The organism is Pandoraea pneumonica (genome assembly GCF_902459645.1).
Taxonomy (GTDB): Bacteria; Pseudomonadota; Gammaproteobacteria; order Burkholderiales; family Burkholderiaceae; genus Pandoraea; species Pandoraea pneumonica.
In genome coordinates this window covers 560,526-577,968 of sequence record NZ_CABPSK010000002.1, presented here as the reverse complement: position 1 = coordinate 577,968, position 17,443 = coordinate 560,526, and the positions used below count along the sequence as shown (strand labels likewise).

Here is a 17,443-nt window from a genome sequence, read left to right as displayed (position 1 = left end):
CGCGTCGACCGTCGTCACTTGATACTCGTTTAGTCGTTGCGTGAATCGTGGCTTCAAGCGTTGCCAAGTGCGCAGCTGCGCGTTACTTGGCAGCCTTGGGCGGCAGCGATTCGATGATGTGGTTCTGGTTCGTGTAGATGCACATGTCGCCAGCAATCGTCAGCGCTTTCTTGACGATCTCAGCAGGCGACAAGTCGGTGTTTTGTACCAGCGCACGTGCCGCAGCTTCTGCGTACGAACCGCCCGAACCGATCGCCGCCACACCGCCTTCCGGATCGAGCACGTCGCCATTGCCCGTGATTACGAGCGTGGTCTCCGCGTCGGCGACGATCATCATCGCTTCGAGACGGCGCAGCATGCGGTCGGTACGCCAGTCCTTCGCAAGTTCGACGGCGGAGCGCGTCAGGTGACCCTGGTGTTTTTGCAGTTTCGCTTCGAAACGATCGAGTAGCGAGAACGCGTCGGCCGTTGCCCCGGCGAAACCGACCATGACCTTGCCGTCATAAACGGTTCGCACCTTGCGGGCGGTGCCCTTCATCACGATATTGCCGAGCGTGACCTGTCCGTCACCGCCGAGCGCGACCTGATCGCCGCGCCGAACGGAGACGATAGTGGTGCCGTGATATTGCTCCATGCCTGTTCCTTTTCGGGGGGCGACATGCGCCCCGTAACGATTGGCCCGGACTTCACGCGCGCCCCCTCGTCGTTGAGGGAAGACGCCCGACCGGGCGAGACGTGACTGTAGTTTAGGGCAATCGAAGGAATATCAAGAGGCGTCGACGGCAGTGTGTGGCACGCGTTTCACGGGCTGAGAGGCGAGTCATCAAACATGCCATCTGCGCGGCATTGCGCCGCACTTAATGTGAGATGACGGGGTAATTTCTCGGAAATTACCCCGTTTATGCGGCAAGGTCCCGCTTAGAACGTGGTGCGCAACCCCACTCGCACCGCGCGTCCGCCCTGCGGTGCAATGTCGCGCAGGAACGAGCTGGCCAGACGCACTTCCTGATTCGTCAGGTTCTCGCCCTTCAGATACGCGAGCCACTGCGCGCCACCCGTCTTGAACTGATAGGTGAGCGCCGCCCCGAGCGTGGTGTAGCCGTTGGTCGTCAGATCGCCCGCTGGTACGCGCCCTTGATTGCTCGCGTGCACCACTTCCACACGGGCACCCCACGGACCGAGGCCGTACGCCAACGCCGCCGTCAAACGCAGCGGTGCGATGCGCGGCAGCGGCTCGCCGGTGTCGCGATTGCGGCCCAGCGTGTAGTCGCCGCGCAACTCCAGATCGACATTGCCGTAGCCCTGCCACACGCGCGCGCGTCCTTCCGCTTCCACGCCGTAGAGTTCAGCAGGCACTCCCGCGTATTGATAAACCGGCAGGCCGCCGGAGGTCACCGCTTCGCCCTCCTCGTTCACGGAGCGGCCGGTGTTTTCCAGTGCGATGAAGTTCGAGAAGCGGCTGTAGAACACACCGACGCTGCCCTTGTTCGGGCCATTCACGTAACGCAGCGACAGGTCCGTCGAGAACGCCTTCTCCAGCTTCGATTGCGCGTTGCCGATTTCCCAGATGCCGGTCGCCACGTGCGGGCCATTGGCATACAACTCGTAGAAGGTCGGCGCGCGTTCGGTATACGACGTGTTCAACGCCACCGACCACGCCGGAGCCAACGCGAAGACCGCGCCCGCCGAGACGCTGCCCGGCGTGAAGTTGCGCGTGGGCAAGTTGTCGAATCGCTCGTTGCCACCCGCCGACGGCTTCACGTGTGTGTGCTCGATGCGTGCGCCGAAAGAGAGCTTCACCGCTTGATTCACCGCCCACTCTTCGAGCGCAAACAGTGCCACGTTGCTCGTATCGCTCTTCGGCACAAACGCCTCTTCGCCCAATGCCGAGAACGTATTCTGCGAGAACTGCACACCCACTGCGCCTTCGAGCGGGCCGATTTTCGCGTGACGGGCTTCGATGCGGCCCTCAAAGCCGTGGTTCTTGAAGGTCGTCCCGGTCTCGCCGTTTTCGATCTCCTTGTGTTCGTAATCGGTGTAGCCGAAGTTGAATTTGAGCGCGGTGAACGGGCCGCTCAAGTCGCGCACTTCACTCGCCAACGCGAGGCGTTGCTGACGCAACCGGATGCGCGTGTTTTCTTCTGCCACCGTGCCGTAGTCGGAGTCGTAGCCGGAGTAAGACAAGCCGGTGTAGCCGTTCGCCCACGTCCACGACGCCCCGACGGCGGCACCGCTCGCCTGCCCGTTGCTGTTGGGCAAGGTGCCGGACGGTTGCTCGGTGCCCTCGGGGTCGCGCGCGCGTTGCTGCGCAGAACGGGCGAAACCCGGGATGCGCAAGTCGGTGCTCTTACGCGCGAAGCCATCGACGTGGAACGCGAACTGGCCGTTGCCCACTTCGATCAACGCGGCGCCCGCGCGCTCGCGATTGGCTCCGCCGTAGCTCACGTCTGCCGCGCCCGATACGCCGTCGATCGGTTCGCGCGGAATTCGGTTGTCGATGGTGTTGACCACACCGCCCACGGCGTTGCCGCCATAGAGCAGCGCCGCCGGGCCGCGCACGATTTCGATGCGCTCGATGGAGAGCGGATCTTGCGCGACGGCATGGTCGTACGACAGCGACGAGGCATCGAGCGCGCCCGTGCCGTTTTGCAGCAGGCGGATGCGGTCGCCATCGAGACCACGAATGATCGGGCGGCTGACGTTCGGGCCGTATGACGTCGACGAGACACCGGGCAGGCCGTCGAGCGTCTCGCCTAAGGTGCCGGCGCGGCGCAGCACTAGGGCTTTGCCATCGAGTTCTGTGACGGGGACGGTCAGGTCGGCAGCCGCCCGGCCGAGCGGGTTGCCAGTGACGAACGTCGTCGACAGCGCTAAAGGATCGCCGCCGAGTCGTTCAGCGGCAGACGGCTGTGTTTGTGTGACCGCCGGTGTCTGCGCAGGGGTGTCCTCAGCCGCGTGCGCTTGCACGGCAGCGAAGGCCAGAGTCAGGCAGGCGGCCAGCGGCAGCGGCGCGAAAGCGAGGGAGGTGGGCGAGGAAGCGGACGAAGCGGTGAGCGAAGAAGCGGCGCGCACGCGCGCGGCGTTCGAAGTAGGAGATGCCATGTCGTTGTTGTGTCGTAGGTCTGCGACGGCGTTGCCGTCGATCAGCACGCACGAACGCCTGCGCGGCACCCGACGCAGCCGTTTAGGCGCGAACGAGTGACTGCACCGCGAAGGCGGTCGTCGGCTACGCCGACGATGCGCATGCGGTATGCGGAAACGTTTCAGCAGGAATTCGCGCGGGCAGCGCGTGGAAGGTCAGACCGGGACAGGCGGGGCGCGGGAACGAAACGCCAGTGCGAGCGCGCTGGCGTGAGAACGTCCGGTGGCAAGCGATGGCGCGAGCGCTGCGGTGGTATCGGCGCGCCATGCCAGCACGGCCACCGCCATCGCGGCGGCAAGCGTCGCGCCTTCGAACAGATGGCAATGATGGTGATGGTTGCCGTAATCGACATGGGCAAGACGCGCGCTGGCTGGCGCCCATGCAGTCTGCGCGTCGGCATCGTCTTCCGGGTCAGTGTCGTTAGCGTTGGTGCTAGTCAGCGCTGTCGACACCACGCCGCCCGTCAGTTGCCGGGCATGCACGATCTCGTGCTGCAAGCCCCACATCTGCACGCACAAGAGTGCAACGACCAACCAAGCGATCCAACCTGCGCGCCCACGACTCGCCCGCGTGCGCATACGGGCACGCCAATGGCGGAAGGAGAACGGGAAGGACGGCATGGGCAGGACGAATTGCAACTGAGTTGCAATTCTGCCATAAAGCGGGGGCGGCCGCGAGCGTTGTGTCGCGTGATGTCGCGTTGTGTGCAGGCGACATCTGAAGACATCGAGGTCGCGAGCCGATCAAAAAAGAAAACAAAAAGGGCATGTCACGAGGACATGCCCTTTGCAAACCGAGGGGCCTTGAGCGCCGCCACCGCGCGGCGTCAGGCCGTACTACCTTGCATTCGAATCAGATTCGAACCAAGTTCACATCATGTTCGAATCAATCGCCGAACAGCTTCTGGCGCAGTTCGCGGCGTTCCTGCGCTTCGAGCGACAGCGTGGCCGTCGGACGAGCGAGCAAACGCGGCACGCCAATCGGCTCACCGGTTTCTTCGCACCAGCCGTAATCACCTGCGTCGATGCGGGCGAGCGACTGTTGCACTTTCTTCAGCAGCTTGCGCTCGCGATCGCGGGTGCGCAGCTCCAGTGCGTGTTCTTCTTCGATCGTGGCGCGGTCGGCCGGATCGGGCACGAGAATGGTTTCGCGGAGGTTCTCGGTCGTCTGACCGGCGTTACGCAGAATTTCCTCTTGCAGCTTTTCCAGACGATCCTTGAAGAAGGCGAGTTGATCTTCATTCATGTAGTCCTTCTCGCCCATCTTCAGAATTTCGGCCTCGGTCAAAAGTCTTTTCTTGCTCATGGGTTTTTGTGGCGTCTCTTTCGGATAGTCCGGCGACGCTCCCTTAGCGGGTCGAGCGTCTTGCTTGCCGGCGGTGCCGCTGGCGGCTTCCTGGGTTACGTTCCTGCCGGGTGATTTGGGCGGCCCCTTCTTGGCGGCGGCTTTCTCACCCGTCTTCGGCTTGCCTGCTGGAGCACGCTTGGCGCCCGCATCCGGCGCCGGTTCTGCCCGGCGCGTGGGGCGTGCGGTGGCTGTCTTGCGAGAGGCGGTGGCCATTGCGGTGCTCCCCTGCCTTCCCCCCGGTATGCCGCGTGAACTCGCTGGCGGCAGCCCAGTGGGCAGGTATTGTAACCGAATCGGTCAACAGTCCCGGTTAAGGGGTTTCCCGTTGCCCTAAACGGCGGTCCCGCTTAGACCAGACAGCGCTCCAGCCCTTGCAGGATGATGTCTTTCGGCAGCTCGGCACCGATGAATACCATCTTCGTATTCGGTGTCTCGCCCGGTTGCCATTTCGTGCCCACGTCGCTGCCCATCATCTGGTGCACGCCCTGGAACACGACCCGGCGGTCGATGCCGCGCATGTTTAATACGCCTTTATAACGCAATAAGCGTTCGCCGTACACCTGGAGGATGCTTCCCAGGAAATCCTCCAGCTTGGCCGGATCGAACTGCTTCTCGCTGCGGAACACGAACGACTTGATCGCGTCGTCGTGATGCGCGTGGTGATGGTGATGATGGCCGTGATCGTGACCTTCATGGTCGCAATGGCCATGGTCGTGATCGCAATGCGAATGGTCGTCGCGATTGTGCTCATGACCGTGCGCATGACCATGGTCGTGGTCATGATCGTCGGCGGCGAGGAATTCCGGATCGATATCGAGCTTGTCGTTCAGGTTGAAACCGTGAATGTCGAAGATCTCTTTGAGATCGGCCTGACCGAAATCGACCACCTGCTGCGGCGCACGCGGATTCATGTGGGCCAGACGGTGCTTCAGATCATCGAGCGCTTCCGGCGTGACCAGATCGGCCTTGGTGATGAACAGGCGATCGGCAAAGCCGACCTGACGCTGCACCACTTCATGCTCGTCGAGCTGCTTTTGCGCGTGCTTGGCGTCCACCAGCGTGATGATGGCGTCCAGACGGTAGGTATCGGCCACTTCGTCGTCGATGAAGAACGTCTGCGCGACCGGGCCCGGATTGGCCAGACCGGTGGTTTCGATGACCACGCGATCGAATTGGATCGTGCCGGCATCGCGCTGGCTGTTCAGGTCGGAGAGCGCCTGCACCAGATCGCCGCGGATCGTGCAGCAGATGCAACCGTTGCTCATCTGCACGATTTGCTCGGCGTTGTCCTGCACGAGGATGTCGTTGTCGATGTTCTCTTCGCCGAATTCGTTCTCGATCACGGCGATCTTCATGCCGTGCGCTTCGGTCAGGATGCGCTTGAGCAGCGTGGTTTTCCCGCTGCCGAGAAAGCCGGTCAGGATAGTGACGGGGGTCATGAATGCAATGTCCTGTAGTGATGCGGTATGTCGCGAGCCGCCAGAATGCCGCTCAATGTACCCGAGCTGGCAGAAAGCGGCTTAGCACGCGTCAGTTGGGGGCGCCCGCGCACTGGGCGCAAGTGCCGTGAATCAGTAGTTCGACCTGTTCGCCCACAAACCCCTTGGGCAGGCGCTTAAGTTCGCGCTCACTTAATTGGGGATGCTGGGGCCAATCGTCAAGGCAGAACGTGCGATGGCAGCGTACACAGCGGAAATGACCGTGCTGCGTATGCGGACGCGGCGACGCGGCCCGTTGCGGGTCGACGTGCTCGGCCATGACGAAGCGGAAGATGCGGTCGTCGCCCGCCTGCTTGATCGCCCAGCCCTGCGCGACCAGCCAGTCGAGCACACGGTAGGCGGTCACGCGATCGAGCGGATCGGCGTCGGTCGCCAAATCGGCCAGCACTTCCTGATGGGTGAGTGGACGGCCCGCCTTGAGCAGCAGCGCCAATACACGGACACGCCCCGAAGTCACGCGCCCCGATTGCTCCTGCAAGCTCGCGCGGGCGGCTTCCAGATACGGTTGTAGTTGAGTAAGGCTCATGAATCGATTTAAGCACAGCGCCGTGAACGCTGCAACCGAGTTGCAAAAGTGGGCATTTCACGGGATGTCCACCGAAATTGGCTGAAAGTGGACAGGCGAAGCGTCATACAATTGTCACAAAAAACGCCCCCCGCCATGTCGCCCACCGCCCTCGCCCTTGTTGTTACCGCCGCATTTCTGCATGCCACGTGGAATTTTCTGGCCAAACGCATCGACACCACCGAAGGTGGCGGCCCGCAACTGGTCTTTCTGTACGCGCTGCTGACCGTCGTTCTCTATACGCCGCTCGCGCTCTTCTTTCTGATTGGCTCCCACGCCGACTGGCCCGACTGGCGGGGCTGGGCGGTGATTACGCTGAGCGCCCTGCTGCACTACGGCTACACGCTGGTGCTGCAACGTGGCTACCGGGTGGGCGATTTATCGGTCGTCTACCCGCTCGCACGCGGCACCGGGCCGTTGCTCTCGTCGCTCGGCGCCATTTTGCTGCTGGGGGAACGTCCGGGGTGGGTGGCGCTGGTCGGCATCGGCCTAGTCGTCGGCGGCGTGCTGATCATCGCAGGCGGCGAGCGCCTGTTCCGGCGCGGCAGCATGCACGCTGGAGCCGGTTGGGGAGTGCTCACTGGCGCGTTCATCGCGGCGTATACACTGGCCGATGCCTACGCCGTCAAGACGTTGATGCTCGTGCCACTCGTCTACTACTACCTCGAGAACGTGGTGCGCGTAGTGCTTTCCGCCCCGGTGGCCTGCGCCCGCCCGGCGCACGTCGCCCTGCTCTGGCGGGCCAACTGGCGCAAGATCATGCTGATTTCGCTGATCTCGCCCATTTCGTACTTTTTGATTTTGACGGCGCTGAAGTACGCCCCGGTCTCGCACGTCGCCCCGGCGCGCGAGATGTCGATGATGGTGGCCGCCCTGCTCGGCGTGCGGCTGTTAGGCGAGGGTGAGATGCGCCGCCGGGTCGGCGGCGCGGTGCTGATTGCGCTGGGTGTGGTGGCGCTAACGCTGGGCTAACCGGCTGGCCCTTCGACCGCCTCAGATGCGCTGAAGCCAAAGCCCCTTGAGGTACTCGCCTTCGGGGAATTGCGTGAGCATCGGGTGATCCATGCCGGCCGACAGGCGGCGCAGAATCCGCGCGTCGACACCGGCATCGACGGCCGCACCGGCCACGATCTTCTGGAACAAATCGGCGTCGATCGCCCCCGAGCACGAGTACGTCAGCAACTGACCGCCCGGGCGCAGCAGCTTGAAGCCCGCCAAATTGATGTCCTTGTAAGCCCGTGCCGCCCGGTCGATGTGATGGGCTGACGGTGCGAACTTCGGCGGATCGAGCACGATCATGTCGAACGTGCGTCCCTCTTCGCGCAGCGCGCGCAGCGTCTTGAACACATCGGCGTCGCGCCACTCGGCACGCGCGGCATCGAACCCGTTGAGTTCCACGTTGCGTGCCCCGATGGCCAGCGCATCGCCCGACGAATCGATCGACAGCACGCTCTGCGCGCCGCCCGCCAACGCCGCCAGCGAGAAACCGCCGGTGTAGCAGAAGCAGTTCAGCACATCGCGGCCCTTGGCTTGTTGCTTGACCAGCAGGCGGTTATCGCGCTGGTCCACGTAGAAGCCGGTCTTGTGACCGTGGCGCACGTCGACGTAGTACTTCACGCCGCATTCGTGCGTGGTGAGCGACTCGGGGGCTTCGGGCGGCTCGGCGCCAGCCAGCACGCCGGTGATGCTCGGCAGCCCCTCGCGCTCGCGCACTGCGGCGTCGGAGCGTTCATAGACATTCGGGCAGCCGGTCGCGCCGACGAGCGCCTTCGTGATGGCGTCTTTCCACATCTCCACGCCCGCCGCCATGAACTGACACACGAGCTGGTCGCTCTCAGGCTCACCCGGTGCGGACTGGTAGCGGTCGACGATCAGCCCCGGCAGGCCATCGGCCTCGCCGAAGATCAGGCGGGTCGCGCCGGTGTCGTGCACCATCTGCTCGCGATAGGCCAGCGCCGCCGACACGCGACGTTTGAAGAAGGCGTGATCGACGGGCTCGTTTTCGTCGAACGTCCAGACGCGGGCACGGATTGCCGAGACGGGGCTAAACGCCGCGCGGGCGAGAAAACGGCCATCGGCAGCGCGCACCACGACCGTCGCGCCGGAGGCCGGTTTGCCTTCCACATTGGCCACGGCGGTGGCGTAAATCCAGGGATGGCGGCGCAGCAAGGACTTCTCTTTGCCGGGCTTGAGGATCAAGGTGTTCATGCGGAGCAGGCCAACAGTTGCATTCGGAGAGCGGCAAGTCTTGCGGCACGGCGTACGGCGCTGCCACGACTGGGCGTCGGCGCACGGGCGGGACTTGCAGGGGAAGGCGCGATTCTACACCGAGTCGGGGGTGCCGCCGGGCGGCTCAAGTCTTCTTGCGGGCGCGCGGATGCGCCTGATCGTAGACCTTGGCCAGATGCTGGAAGTCGAGTTTCGTGTAGATCTGCGTGGTCGAGATATTGCTGTGGCCGAGCATTTCCTGCACGGCGCGCAGATCGCCGGACGATTGCAGCACGTGCGTGGCGAACGAATGCCGCAGCATGTGCGGATGGACATGCGTGGGCAAGCCAGCCGCCAGCGCATGACGCGACAGCCCCTGTTGCACGGCGCGCGCGCCAATGCGTTGACCGCGCGCCGACAGGAACAAGGCATTCGGCTCGGCCGCTGTCAGCGCGGCACGGGCCGTAAGCCAGTCGGTCAGCGCCTGCACGGCTTTCTCGCCGACAGGCACACGACGCCGCTTGTTGCCCTTGCCGGTGACGATCACTTCGCGCTCGGCCAGATCCAGCCAGCTTGCCGACCGGTAGCCTTCGGCTTCGACATATCGATGATCGAGCCCAGTGAGTTCGGAGAGCCGCAGCCCCGACGAGTACAGCAGTTCGAACATCGCCCGGTTGCGCAGCGCTTCGGCCGAGGTGCCGGTCGAGTGCTCGACCAGTGCGGACGCCTGATCGGGCGACAGCGCCTTGGGTAACGGCTTGGGCTGTTTGGGCGCGCGCACGCCGTCGACCGGGTTCGCCGCCAGTGTCGAGCGTTGGGCAAGCCACGCGTAGTAGCCGCGCCATGCCGAGAGCTTGCGGGCGATCGAACGACCGACCAGTCCTTGGCTGTGCATCTGCATCACAAACTTGCGGATGTCGCCATGCGCCAGTGTGTCGAGCGGGCGGCCGCCCGCCATCACCTGCAACTGCCGCAGGTCGCGCGTGTAGTTTTCGAGGGTGAGCGCGGCGAGCTTGCGCTCGCTCGCCAAGACGGTGAGATAGGCCCGGATGCCGGGCTGGAGGGGGACTTCGGGGGTGTCGGGCGCTACAACGGCGCCCGTGTGGCCATTCGGCTTACCGCTAGGCTTAGCTGCTTTTGGTTTGGCCACAATCGCGCCCAGCGCGGCTCAGTCGTCCGCGCGCAGCTTGCTCAGCGCTGCGCCCGCGAGTTCACCGATTTGCGACAGGAAGTCGGTCGCCATGCCTTCGTGGAAGCGGCGTGCATCGTCCGAGCCCATCACGAGCAGGCCGAACACCGGCGCTTCTGCGCCTTGCGGTGCCAGCGGATCGCGCAGCGCGAGCAGCGCCACAGAGGCCGGATCGCTCGGTGCCCCCAACCACGTAACCGCTTCAAAACCAGTGTTCGCGCCGCAATACGGCGTGACCAGGCTCGACGCGAAAATCTTGACCTCTTCGCTCACGCTGCGGGCAAATTCGGCAGGTTGATACGGCGCGGAGACATTCCACACGCGCACGGCGGCAAACGGCACGTCGAAGACGTCGCGCAACCCGCGGGCAATGGCGTCCGGCAACGCATGCGGATCGCGCTCGCCGAGCAGGCCGAGGGTCCAGCGGTGCAATTTCGCCGAGATATCGTCGTTTTCGTGGCCGTAGCGCAGCAATTCGGCGAGGCGTCGCTCGATCTGCTTGGTCTTCTCGCGCTGCATCTCGATCTGACGCTCTTGCAACGACACCGCCCGTTGTCCGTGGGGGCTCGTCAGCCGCACGCCGGCCAGCAATTCGGCGTGGCGCTCGAAGAAGTCAGGATGCGCGATCAGGTATTCCGCAATATCTCGGTCGTTCATGAGTGTCCGTCTGCTGTTCATCGAAAACCGCACCACGCCCAGTTTGCACAAGGAGAGCGTGCGGCCGTCAGGGTCGCGAAATCAGAAGCTTCAGAAACCAAATCGGTCTTGCGAGCGCCCCGTTCCAACGTTGGCCGATGCCAAGGGGCGCCTTGCGGGCAACACGGTATCAGATCTCGATGGTGCCCTCGAAGACCGTTGCGGCGGGCCCCGTCATGATGACCGGGCCGGCGGCGCCATCCCACTCGATAGTGAGCGTGCCGCCATGCGTTTCGATGGCGACCGGCGAGGCCAGCAAGCCCCGGCGGATGCCCGCCACCGCTGCCGCACAAGCGCCGGTGCCGCAGGCAAGCGTCTCGCCCGCCCCGCGCTCGTACACGCGTAGGCGCGCTTGATGCTGATCTACCACTTGCAGGAAACCGGCGTTCACCCGGCGCGGGAAGCGCGCGTGACGCTCAACGAGCGGGCCATCCGTCTCGACCGGCGCGGTATCGACGTTATCGACCACCTGCACGGCGTGGGGGTTACCCATCGATACGACCGAAATCCACGTCGTCTTGCCCGCCACGTCCAGCGGCCAGAGCGTGTCGGCACCCTCGCGGCGGCCTTCCAGCCCGTTCGCATCGAACGGCACGTCGGACGGCGTCAGAATCGGTGCGCCCATATCCACGCTGACCTGCCCGTCTTCGCGCGCGGTGAGCGTAATCACGCCCTGCTGCACTTCGACGCGCACCGAGCGCTTGTCGGTGAGGCCCGTATCGCGCACGAACTTCACGAAGCAGCGCGCACCGTTGCCGCAATGCTCCACCTCGCCGCCATCGGCGTTGAAGATGCGGTAACGGAAGTCCACACCCGGCAGCGCCGAGCGTTCGACGAGCAAAAGCTGGTCCGCGCCGACGCCGAAATGGCGGTCGGCCAGCGCACGCCACTGCTCGGGCGTGAAATCGATGGTCTGCGAGATGCCGTCGATCACGACAAAGTCGTTCCCGGCGCCTTGCATCTTGGTGAATTTGAGCTTCATGCCGCTATTGTAGAGGAGAAGTCGACGCGCATCCGGTGCCGCTCAATAGACGCCTGGCTGGCCTTCCGGCCGGGTCTTGAAGCGCTTGTGCACCCAGTAGTACTGCTCCGGCATCTTCAGAATCTGTTCTTCCAGAAACGCGTTCATGCGACGGGCGTCGGCATCGGGGTCGCCGCTCGGGTAGTTTTCCCACACGGGGAAGACTTTGAGCCGGTAGCCCTTGTAGTTCGGCAGCACTTCGCCGATGAACGGCAGAATCTGCGCGCGGCCCACTTCGGCCAGCCGCGAAACCGACGTCAGCGTGCAGGCTTCGACGCCGAAGAACGGCACGAACGTGGAATTTCGGGCGCCGTAGTCCATATCGGCCGCCAGCATGACCGGCTTCTTCTTGCGGAACATGCGCAGCACGTCGCGCGCGCTGTCGCCACGCGGAATCATCTCGGCGTCGAACCGGCCGCGCTGCTCCTTGGCCATCGCGTCGAACGCCGGGTTCGACATCGGCGTGTAGAGCGAAGCGCACGGGCGGTGCAGCGAGTAGTTGATGAAGACCGAGCCGGCTTCGATGCCCACGAAGTGAAAGCCGAGCAGGATGGTCGGCGGCATGTTCGGATCGCGCAGATCCACGGCGGAATCGAGCTCGATCAGGCGTTCGAGCTTCTTGCCGTCGGCAAACCACTGCACGCTGCGCTCGGCGTAGCTGCGAATGGCGTGCACGAACGACGCCCGGGCCACGCGCTCGCGGGTCGCGTCGTCCCAGTGCGGGAAACACAGGCGCAAATTGGTATGCACCACGCGCTTTCGCGAGCTGGGAATCAGGTACAAAAGTTGTCCAAGGCCCGCGCCGAAACGCGCGACCCAGCTATAGGGGAGCAGGTTGAGCCCCCGCAACAGGCCTACGCTCAGGTAGTACCCGATGGATTTCTTGGGAGTGGTTGCCATGTCGCCAGCAGATTTTCTACAGGGGCGTATAATAAGCGACATCGCCGAGTTAACTGACAACTTGCGGGGCGATTCGGATGAGCCACCCTTTAAAGGCAGCGCATCCGATTAATTTATCCGCTAAAGCGTCGCCGCTTCTACTCCGATGACGGCGCGTGAGTCGCCAATCATTCGTTATAGAGGAGCCTGAAGTGGCGAACGACTATCTCTTTACCTCCGAATCGGTATCCGAAGGTCACCCGGACAAGGTCGCTGACCAGATTTCGGATGCTGTCCTTGACGCGATCCTGACCCAGGACAAGTACGCGCGCGTCGCCGCCGAAACGCTTTGCAACACCGGTCTCGTCGTGCTCGCGGGTGAAATCACCACGACCGCCACGGTCGACTATCAGCAAGTTGCGCGCGACACCATCCGCCGCATCGGCTACGACAACACCGACTACGGTATCGACTACAAGGGCTGCGCCGTGCTGGTCGCCTACGACCGCCAGTCGCCCGACATCGCCCAAGGCGTTGACCGCGCCCATGACGACAATCTCGATCAAGGTGCTGGCGACCAAGGCCTGATGTTCGGCTACGCCTGCGATGAAACGCCGGAACTGATGCCGCTGCCGATTCACCTGTCGCACCGTCTGGTGGAACGTCAGTCGCAAGTGCGCCGCGACGGCCGCCTCAACTGGCTGCGCCCGGACGCGAAATCGCAAGTCACCATCAAGTACGAAAACGGCCGTCCGCACAGCATCGACACCGTCGTGCTGTCGACGCAGCATTCGCCGGACATCGCCCTCGACGTCCTGCGCGAAGCCGTCATCGAAGAAATCATCAAGCCGGTGCTCCCGGCCGACCTGATCAAGGGCGACATCAAGTTCCTCGTGAACCCGACCGGTCGCTTCGTGATCGGCGGTCCGCAAGGCGATGCTGGCCTCACCGGTCGTAAGATCATCGTCGACACGTACGGCGGTGCCGCACCGCACGGTGGCGGCGCCTTCTCGGGCAAAGACCCGTCGAAGGTCGACCGTTCCGCCGCCTACGCTGGCCGTTACGTCGCGAAGAACATCGTGGCCGCCGGTCTGGCCTCGAAGTGCGTGATTCAAGTGTCGTACGCCATCGGCGTGGCACGCCCGACGTCGGTGATGGTGAACACGTTCGGCACCGGCAAGATCAGCGATCAGCGCATCGCGGAACTCGTCGAGAAGCATTTCGACCTGCGTCCGAAGGGCATCATCCAGATGCTCGACCTGCTGCGCCCGATCTACGAGAAGACGGCTGCTTACGGTCACTTCGGCCGTGAAGAGCCGGAATTCTCGTGGGAAGCCACGGATCGCGCCGACGCCCTGCTGGCCGACGCCGGTCTGCGCGCCGTCGCGTAAGTCTCAGACGCGCTCGACTCGCCGTCGGCATCTGCTGGCGGCCAGTTGAGCAACGTCATGAAAAAACCCCGCCCGGGTCTCCCCGGCGGGGTTTTTCTTTGTCCGCTTTGTCCGCGTTGCCTGTGTACGCCTCGTCAGCCGAGCAACTGCCGGATCATCATCGCGAAACGCTTGCCGTAGGGCGGATTGAGCAGCCCGGCGCCGTTGAACCGCGCTTGCCGGAAGATCGGTTTCTCTTTCGAGAACGTGCGGAAGCCGACTTCGCCGTGGTATCCGCCCATCCCCGACGCCCCCACGCCACTGAATGGCAGCCCGTGTTCGGCGGCGTGCAGCAGTGTGTCGTTGATCGTCACGCCGCCGGATATCGTGCCGTCAACGACCCGGTCGATGCGTGTCTCGTCGGTATCGAAGATGTAGAGCGCCAACGGGCGTGGACGCTCGTTAACATAGGCGATGGCAGCGTCGAGATCGTCGTAAGGCACCACCGGCAGCAACGGCCCGAAAATCTCCTCGCGCATCACGCGCATCCCTTCGTGTACGCCCGTGAGCACCACCGGCGGCAAGCGCCGACGCTCGGCTTGTGCGGGCGCATCGAAGAGCGCATGCGACGTCGCGCCCTGCGCGGCGGCCTCGCCTGCCAGCCCCATCAGCCGCTCGAAATGGCGCGGTGACACGATGCTCGTGTACTGCGGATTGTTCACCGCATCGGGATAGAGCCGTGCCGCCACCTCACGTGCCGACGCCACGAACGCGTCGAGCTTTTCGCGCGGCACGAGTACGTAATCGGGCGCGATACACGTTTGCCCAGCGTTGACGAGCTTGCCGAACATGATGCGTTCTACCGCGTGGTCCCAGCGTGCGCCGGGGCCGATAATCGCGGGCGATTTGCCGCCGAGTTCGAGCGTGACCGGGGTGAGATGCTCGCTCGCCGCGCGCATGACGTGATGCCCGATCGACGTCGCGCCGGTGAACAGCAGATGATCGAACGGCAGCGTAGAAAACGCGCGAGCCACTTGGGCGTCGCCCGAGACCACCGTCACCCAGTCGGCGGGGAAAAATTCGGCGATAGCTTTGGCGAACACATCGGCAAAACGCGGCGCGACTTCAGACACTTTGATCATCACGCGATTGCCCGCCGCCAACGCATCGGTCAGCGGACCCACCGCCAGAAACAGCGGGTAATTCCACGGCACGATCACCCCCACCACCCCTAGCGGTTGGGGCACGATGGCGGTGCGCGCAGGCAGCAGCCAGAGATTGGCCCACCCGTGCGTGCCGCGCATCCATTGGCGCGTGTGGGCCAGCGCATGCTTGAGATTGCCGTGCGATGGGAACAACTCCAGCATGTCGGTTTCCTGCGCCGAGCGTCCGCCGAAGTCCTCATCGATGGCCGTCGCGAACGCCTCACGATACTTGCGCAGCATCGTCTGCAACGCCTTCAAATGCCCCTTGCGCGTGGGCCAGTCGACATGCGGCGCGCTGTCGTGCGCGCGGTGCATCGCGTCGAATCGGGGCAACAGCATGGCCCGCGCGCTATCGTCTTCGGAAGCCGCGTGCAATGCAGGCGGAACGTCGTGCAAACCGCCTAGTTCGTGGTTATGTCCCATGCCGTCTCCCTGTGGCCGCCGGTGGCAGCCATCGTCCTTGTTGTTATCTAGCGAATCCTGCCGTTCAGCCTAAAAACGCGCGATCCAGCCACGCCCGTTGCACACCCACCGCCAGCGAATCCGGCATGACGCCGTAGATGCGCCCGCCGCGATTCGACAGCCGGCTCTCGGCAAATCCATGCGCCAACTCGGCTGGTGCATGTTCGAGCAGCAACGCCGCTTGGGCGAGCAACACGATCTGTTGAGCAATGGCGCGTGCGCGCACCGCATGCGTCGCTGGGTCGGCCGCGAGCCAGCCATGCAGCTGCGCCAGCGCCTCGCGCAACGGCGCATGCGAGCCTACACGCTCACCCAGCCAATCGAACCATGCCTGCGCCACTTCCGGCTCGCGCCCGATGGCGCGCAGCACGTCGAGGCACATCACGTTACCCGAGCCCTCCCAAATGGAATTCACCGGAGCTTCGCGGTACAGGCGTGCGAGCGGTCCGGTTTCGACATACCCGTTACCGCCCCACACTTCCATGCATTCGCCCGCGAGTTCGAGCGCACGCTTACACACCCAGAATTTGGCGGCGGGCAGCACGATACGACGCCACGCACGCTCGAGCGGTGCATCGTCGTCAGACTCGGCGGCATCGAACGACTGTGCCAGCCGCATCGCGAGCCATGTGGCGGCTTCCGACTCCAACGCCAGATCGGCGAGCACCGTCGTCATCAAATCCTGATCGACGAGCTTCGCGCCGAATGCCGTGCGATGCCGTGCATGGTGAATGGCCTGAACCACGCCCGTGCGCATCATGGCTGCGCTGCCGATCACGCAATCGAGCCGCGTATAGGTCGCCATTTCGATGATGGTGGGAATCCCGCGCCCATGCGCGCCCACAAGCGTGCCGTAAGCCCCTTGAAACTCCACTTCGCTACTCGCATTCGAGCGGTTGCCGAGTTTGTCTTTCAAGCGCTGAATTTGCACGGCGTTTTTGCGCCCGTCCGGGGTGTAGCGCGGCACAAAGAAGCACGACAATGCATCGCTATCGTCAGCGCGAGCGAGCACGAGATGCGCGTCGCATTGCGGCGCCGAGAAGAACCATTTATGCCCGACCAGCGAATACGCATCGCCGCCAAGCGCATGGGCCACGGTGGTGTTCGTGCGAACGTCCGACCCACCCTGCTTTTCCGTCATGCCCATGCCGACGAGCATCGCGTGCTTCTGCGCGAGCGGAATATCGCGCGGATCGTGCTGTGGCGCGAGCAGTTTGTCCTTGATGGTGGGATAAAGCGACGGCACTTTGGCCAGCACGGGAATGCTCGCGAACGTCATCGTCGTGGGGCACAGCGACCCGGCCTCGTTCTGCGCGTGTAGAAAATACGCCGCTGTGCGGGCCGCCATGGCGCCCACCTGCGGGTGCGCCCACGGCAACGACTGCAATTGTGCACCGCGCAAAAGGCCCATCAGCGCGTGCCATGCCGGGTGAAATTCCACATGATCGATACGGTTGCCGCGCGCATCGAAGGTCTGCAACTCGGGCTCGTGCCGGTTGGCCGTCTCGGCCCACTGCTGCACTTCGGCGTCCCCCAGCCGCGCCCCTTGCCGATGCAGTTCTTTCGCATGCCAGCCAGCGTTGAACGCGCTCACAGCGGCCTGCAACGCGGCGTCGGTAGCGTACAGGTTGTAATCGACAAGCGGCGGCACCTGATTGGTGACGTCGTGGGTGTGCCAAGCCTCAGTCATCCATGTCTCCGTAGCCGAACGGGCGTTCACGCAAAGTGAATCATTTCATCATAGTGGTTGAACTTCTTCGCCCGTACAAATTAGAGGAATGCTTCACATCACGCTCGAATACGGGAAATGTCTGCCTACAATGAGTGCCGCCGCTTCGGGTCACCGAAACTTAGGACGTA

The 17,443-nt window shown here is 63.8% G+C and carries 15 protein-coding genes; 2 read left to right on the top strand and 13 right to left on the bottom strand.

The window, feature by feature from the left end:
- Nucleotides 1–82: 82 nt before the first annotated feature.
- The 6 genes from hslV to PPN31114_RS11570 form a co-directional block, all read right to left on the bottom strand.
- A complete protein-coding gene (gene hslV / locus PPN31114_RS11595) occupies nucleotides 83–634 on the bottom strand; it encodes an ATP-dependent protease subunit HslV (protein WP_150679652.1) in 552 nt (183 codons plus the stop codon).
- 284 nt (nucleotides 635–918) lie between these two features.
- On the bottom strand, nucleotides 919–3,102 hold the full coding sequence (locus PPN31114_RS11590; RefSeq protein ID WP_246182513.1) for a TonB-dependent receptor: 2,184 nt from the start codon (nucleotides 3,100–3,102) through the stop codon (nucleotides 919–921).
- 195 nt (nucleotides 3,103–3,297) lie between these two features.
- Complete coding sequence (locus PPN31114_RS11585; protein ID WP_150679651.1) at nucleotides 3,298–3,675, bottom strand: hypothetical protein; 378 nt, start codon at nucleotides 3,673–3,675, stop codon at nucleotides 3,298–3,300.
- A gap of 352 nt (nucleotides 3,676–4,027) precedes the next feature.
- Nucleotides 4,028–4,447: an RNA polymerase-binding protein DksA gene (gene dksA / locus PPN31114_RS11580; protein ID WP_150680373.1), complete on the bottom strand. Its 420-nt coding sequence runs from the start codon at nucleotides 4,445–4,447 to the stop codon at nucleotides 4,028–4,030.
- A gap of 389 nt (nucleotides 4,448–4,836) precedes the next feature.
- A complete protein-coding gene (locus PPN31114_RS11575) occupies nucleotides 4,837–5,928 on the bottom strand; it encodes a CobW family GTP-binding protein (RefSeq protein WP_150679650.1) in 1,092 nt (363 codons plus the stop codon).
- Nucleotides 5,929–6,019: 91 nt separating this feature from the next.
- The gene (locus PPN31114_RS11570; protein WP_150566077.1) at nucleotides 6,020–6,514 is read right to left on the bottom strand and encodes a Fur family transcriptional regulator; all 495 of its coding nucleotides are present in this window, start codon (nucleotides 6,512–6,514) and stop codon (nucleotides 6,020–6,022) included.
- Nucleotides 6,515–6,649: 135 nt separating this feature from the next.
- Here PPN31114_RS11570 and PPN31114_RS11565 point away from each other — a divergent pair, with 135 nt between their 5' ends.
- Nucleotides 6,650–7,525, top strand: a complete 876-nt coding sequence (locus PPN31114_RS11565; RefSeq protein WP_150679649.1) for a DMT family transporter — start codon at nucleotides 6,650–6,652, stop codon at nucleotides 7,523–7,525.
- A 21-nt stretch (nucleotides 7,526–7,546) separates the two neighbouring features.
- Here PPN31114_RS11565 and PPN31114_RS11560 read toward each other — a convergent pair whose 3' ends face one another.
- The 5 genes from PPN31114_RS11560 to PPN31114_RS11540 form a co-directional block, all read right to left on the bottom strand.
- Nucleotides 7,547–8,761 carry a class I SAM-dependent rRNA methyltransferase gene (locus PPN31114_RS11560; protein WP_150679648.1) on the bottom strand — a complete coding sequence of 405 codons (1,215 nt, stop codon included), beginning with the start codon at nucleotides 8,759–8,761 and terminating at the stop codon, nucleotides 7,547–7,549.
- 145 nt (nucleotides 8,762–8,906) lie between these two features.
- A complete protein-coding gene (gene xerC / locus PPN31114_RS11555) occupies nucleotides 8,907–9,812 on the bottom strand; it encodes a tyrosine recombinase XerC (RefSeq protein ID WP_150680372.1) in 906 nt (301 codons plus the stop codon).
- 117 nt (nucleotides 9,813–9,929) lie between these two features.
- Nucleotides 9,930–10,607, bottom strand: coding sequence for a DUF484 family protein (locus tag PPN31114_RS11550; RefSeq protein ID WP_150679647.1), 678 nt, complete (start codon nucleotides 10,605–10,607; stop codon nucleotides 9,930–9,932).
- Nucleotides 10,608–10,776: 169 nt separating this feature from the next.
- A complete protein-coding gene (gene dapF / locus PPN31114_RS11545; protein WP_150679646.1) occupies nucleotides 10,777–11,628 on the bottom strand; it encodes a diaminopimelate epimerase in 852 nt (283 codons plus the stop codon).
- A 42-nt stretch (nucleotides 11,629–11,670) separates the two neighbouring features.
- The gene (locus PPN31114_RS11540; protein ID WP_150679645.1) at nucleotides 11,671–12,567 is read right to left on the bottom strand and encodes a lipid A biosynthesis lauroyl acyltransferase; all 897 of its coding nucleotides are present in this window, start codon (nucleotides 12,565–12,567) and stop codon (nucleotides 11,671–11,673) included.
- Nucleotides 12,568–12,758: 191 nt separating this feature from the next.
- On the opposite strand from PPN31114_RS11540, the gene metK reads away from it, so the two are divergent.
- Complete coding sequence (gene metK / locus PPN31114_RS11535) at nucleotides 12,759–13,937, top strand: methionine adenosyltransferase (RefSeq protein ID WP_150679644.1); 1,179 nt, start codon at nucleotides 12,759–12,761, stop codon at nucleotides 13,935–13,937.
- Nucleotides 13,938–14,071: 134 nt separating this feature from the next.
- Here the strand turns inward: metK and PPN31114_RS11530 are convergent, their stop codons facing one another.
- Both PPN31114_RS11530 and PPN31114_RS11525 read right to left on the bottom strand, forming a co-directional pair.
- Nucleotides 14,072–15,460 (bottom strand): coniferyl aldehyde dehydrogenase, encoded by a 1,389-nt coding sequence (locus tag PPN31114_RS11530; protein ID WP_370865879.1) that lies wholly within the window; start codon nucleotides 15,458–15,460, stop codon nucleotides 14,072–14,074.
- A gap of 148 nt (nucleotides 15,461–15,608) precedes the next feature.
- Nucleotides 15,609–17,273, bottom strand: a complete 1,665-nt coding sequence (locus PPN31114_RS11525) for an isovaleryl-CoA dehydrogenase (protein WP_150679642.1) — start codon at nucleotides 17,271–17,273, stop codon at nucleotides 15,609–15,611.
- Nucleotides 17,274–17,443: the final 170 nt, after the last annotated feature.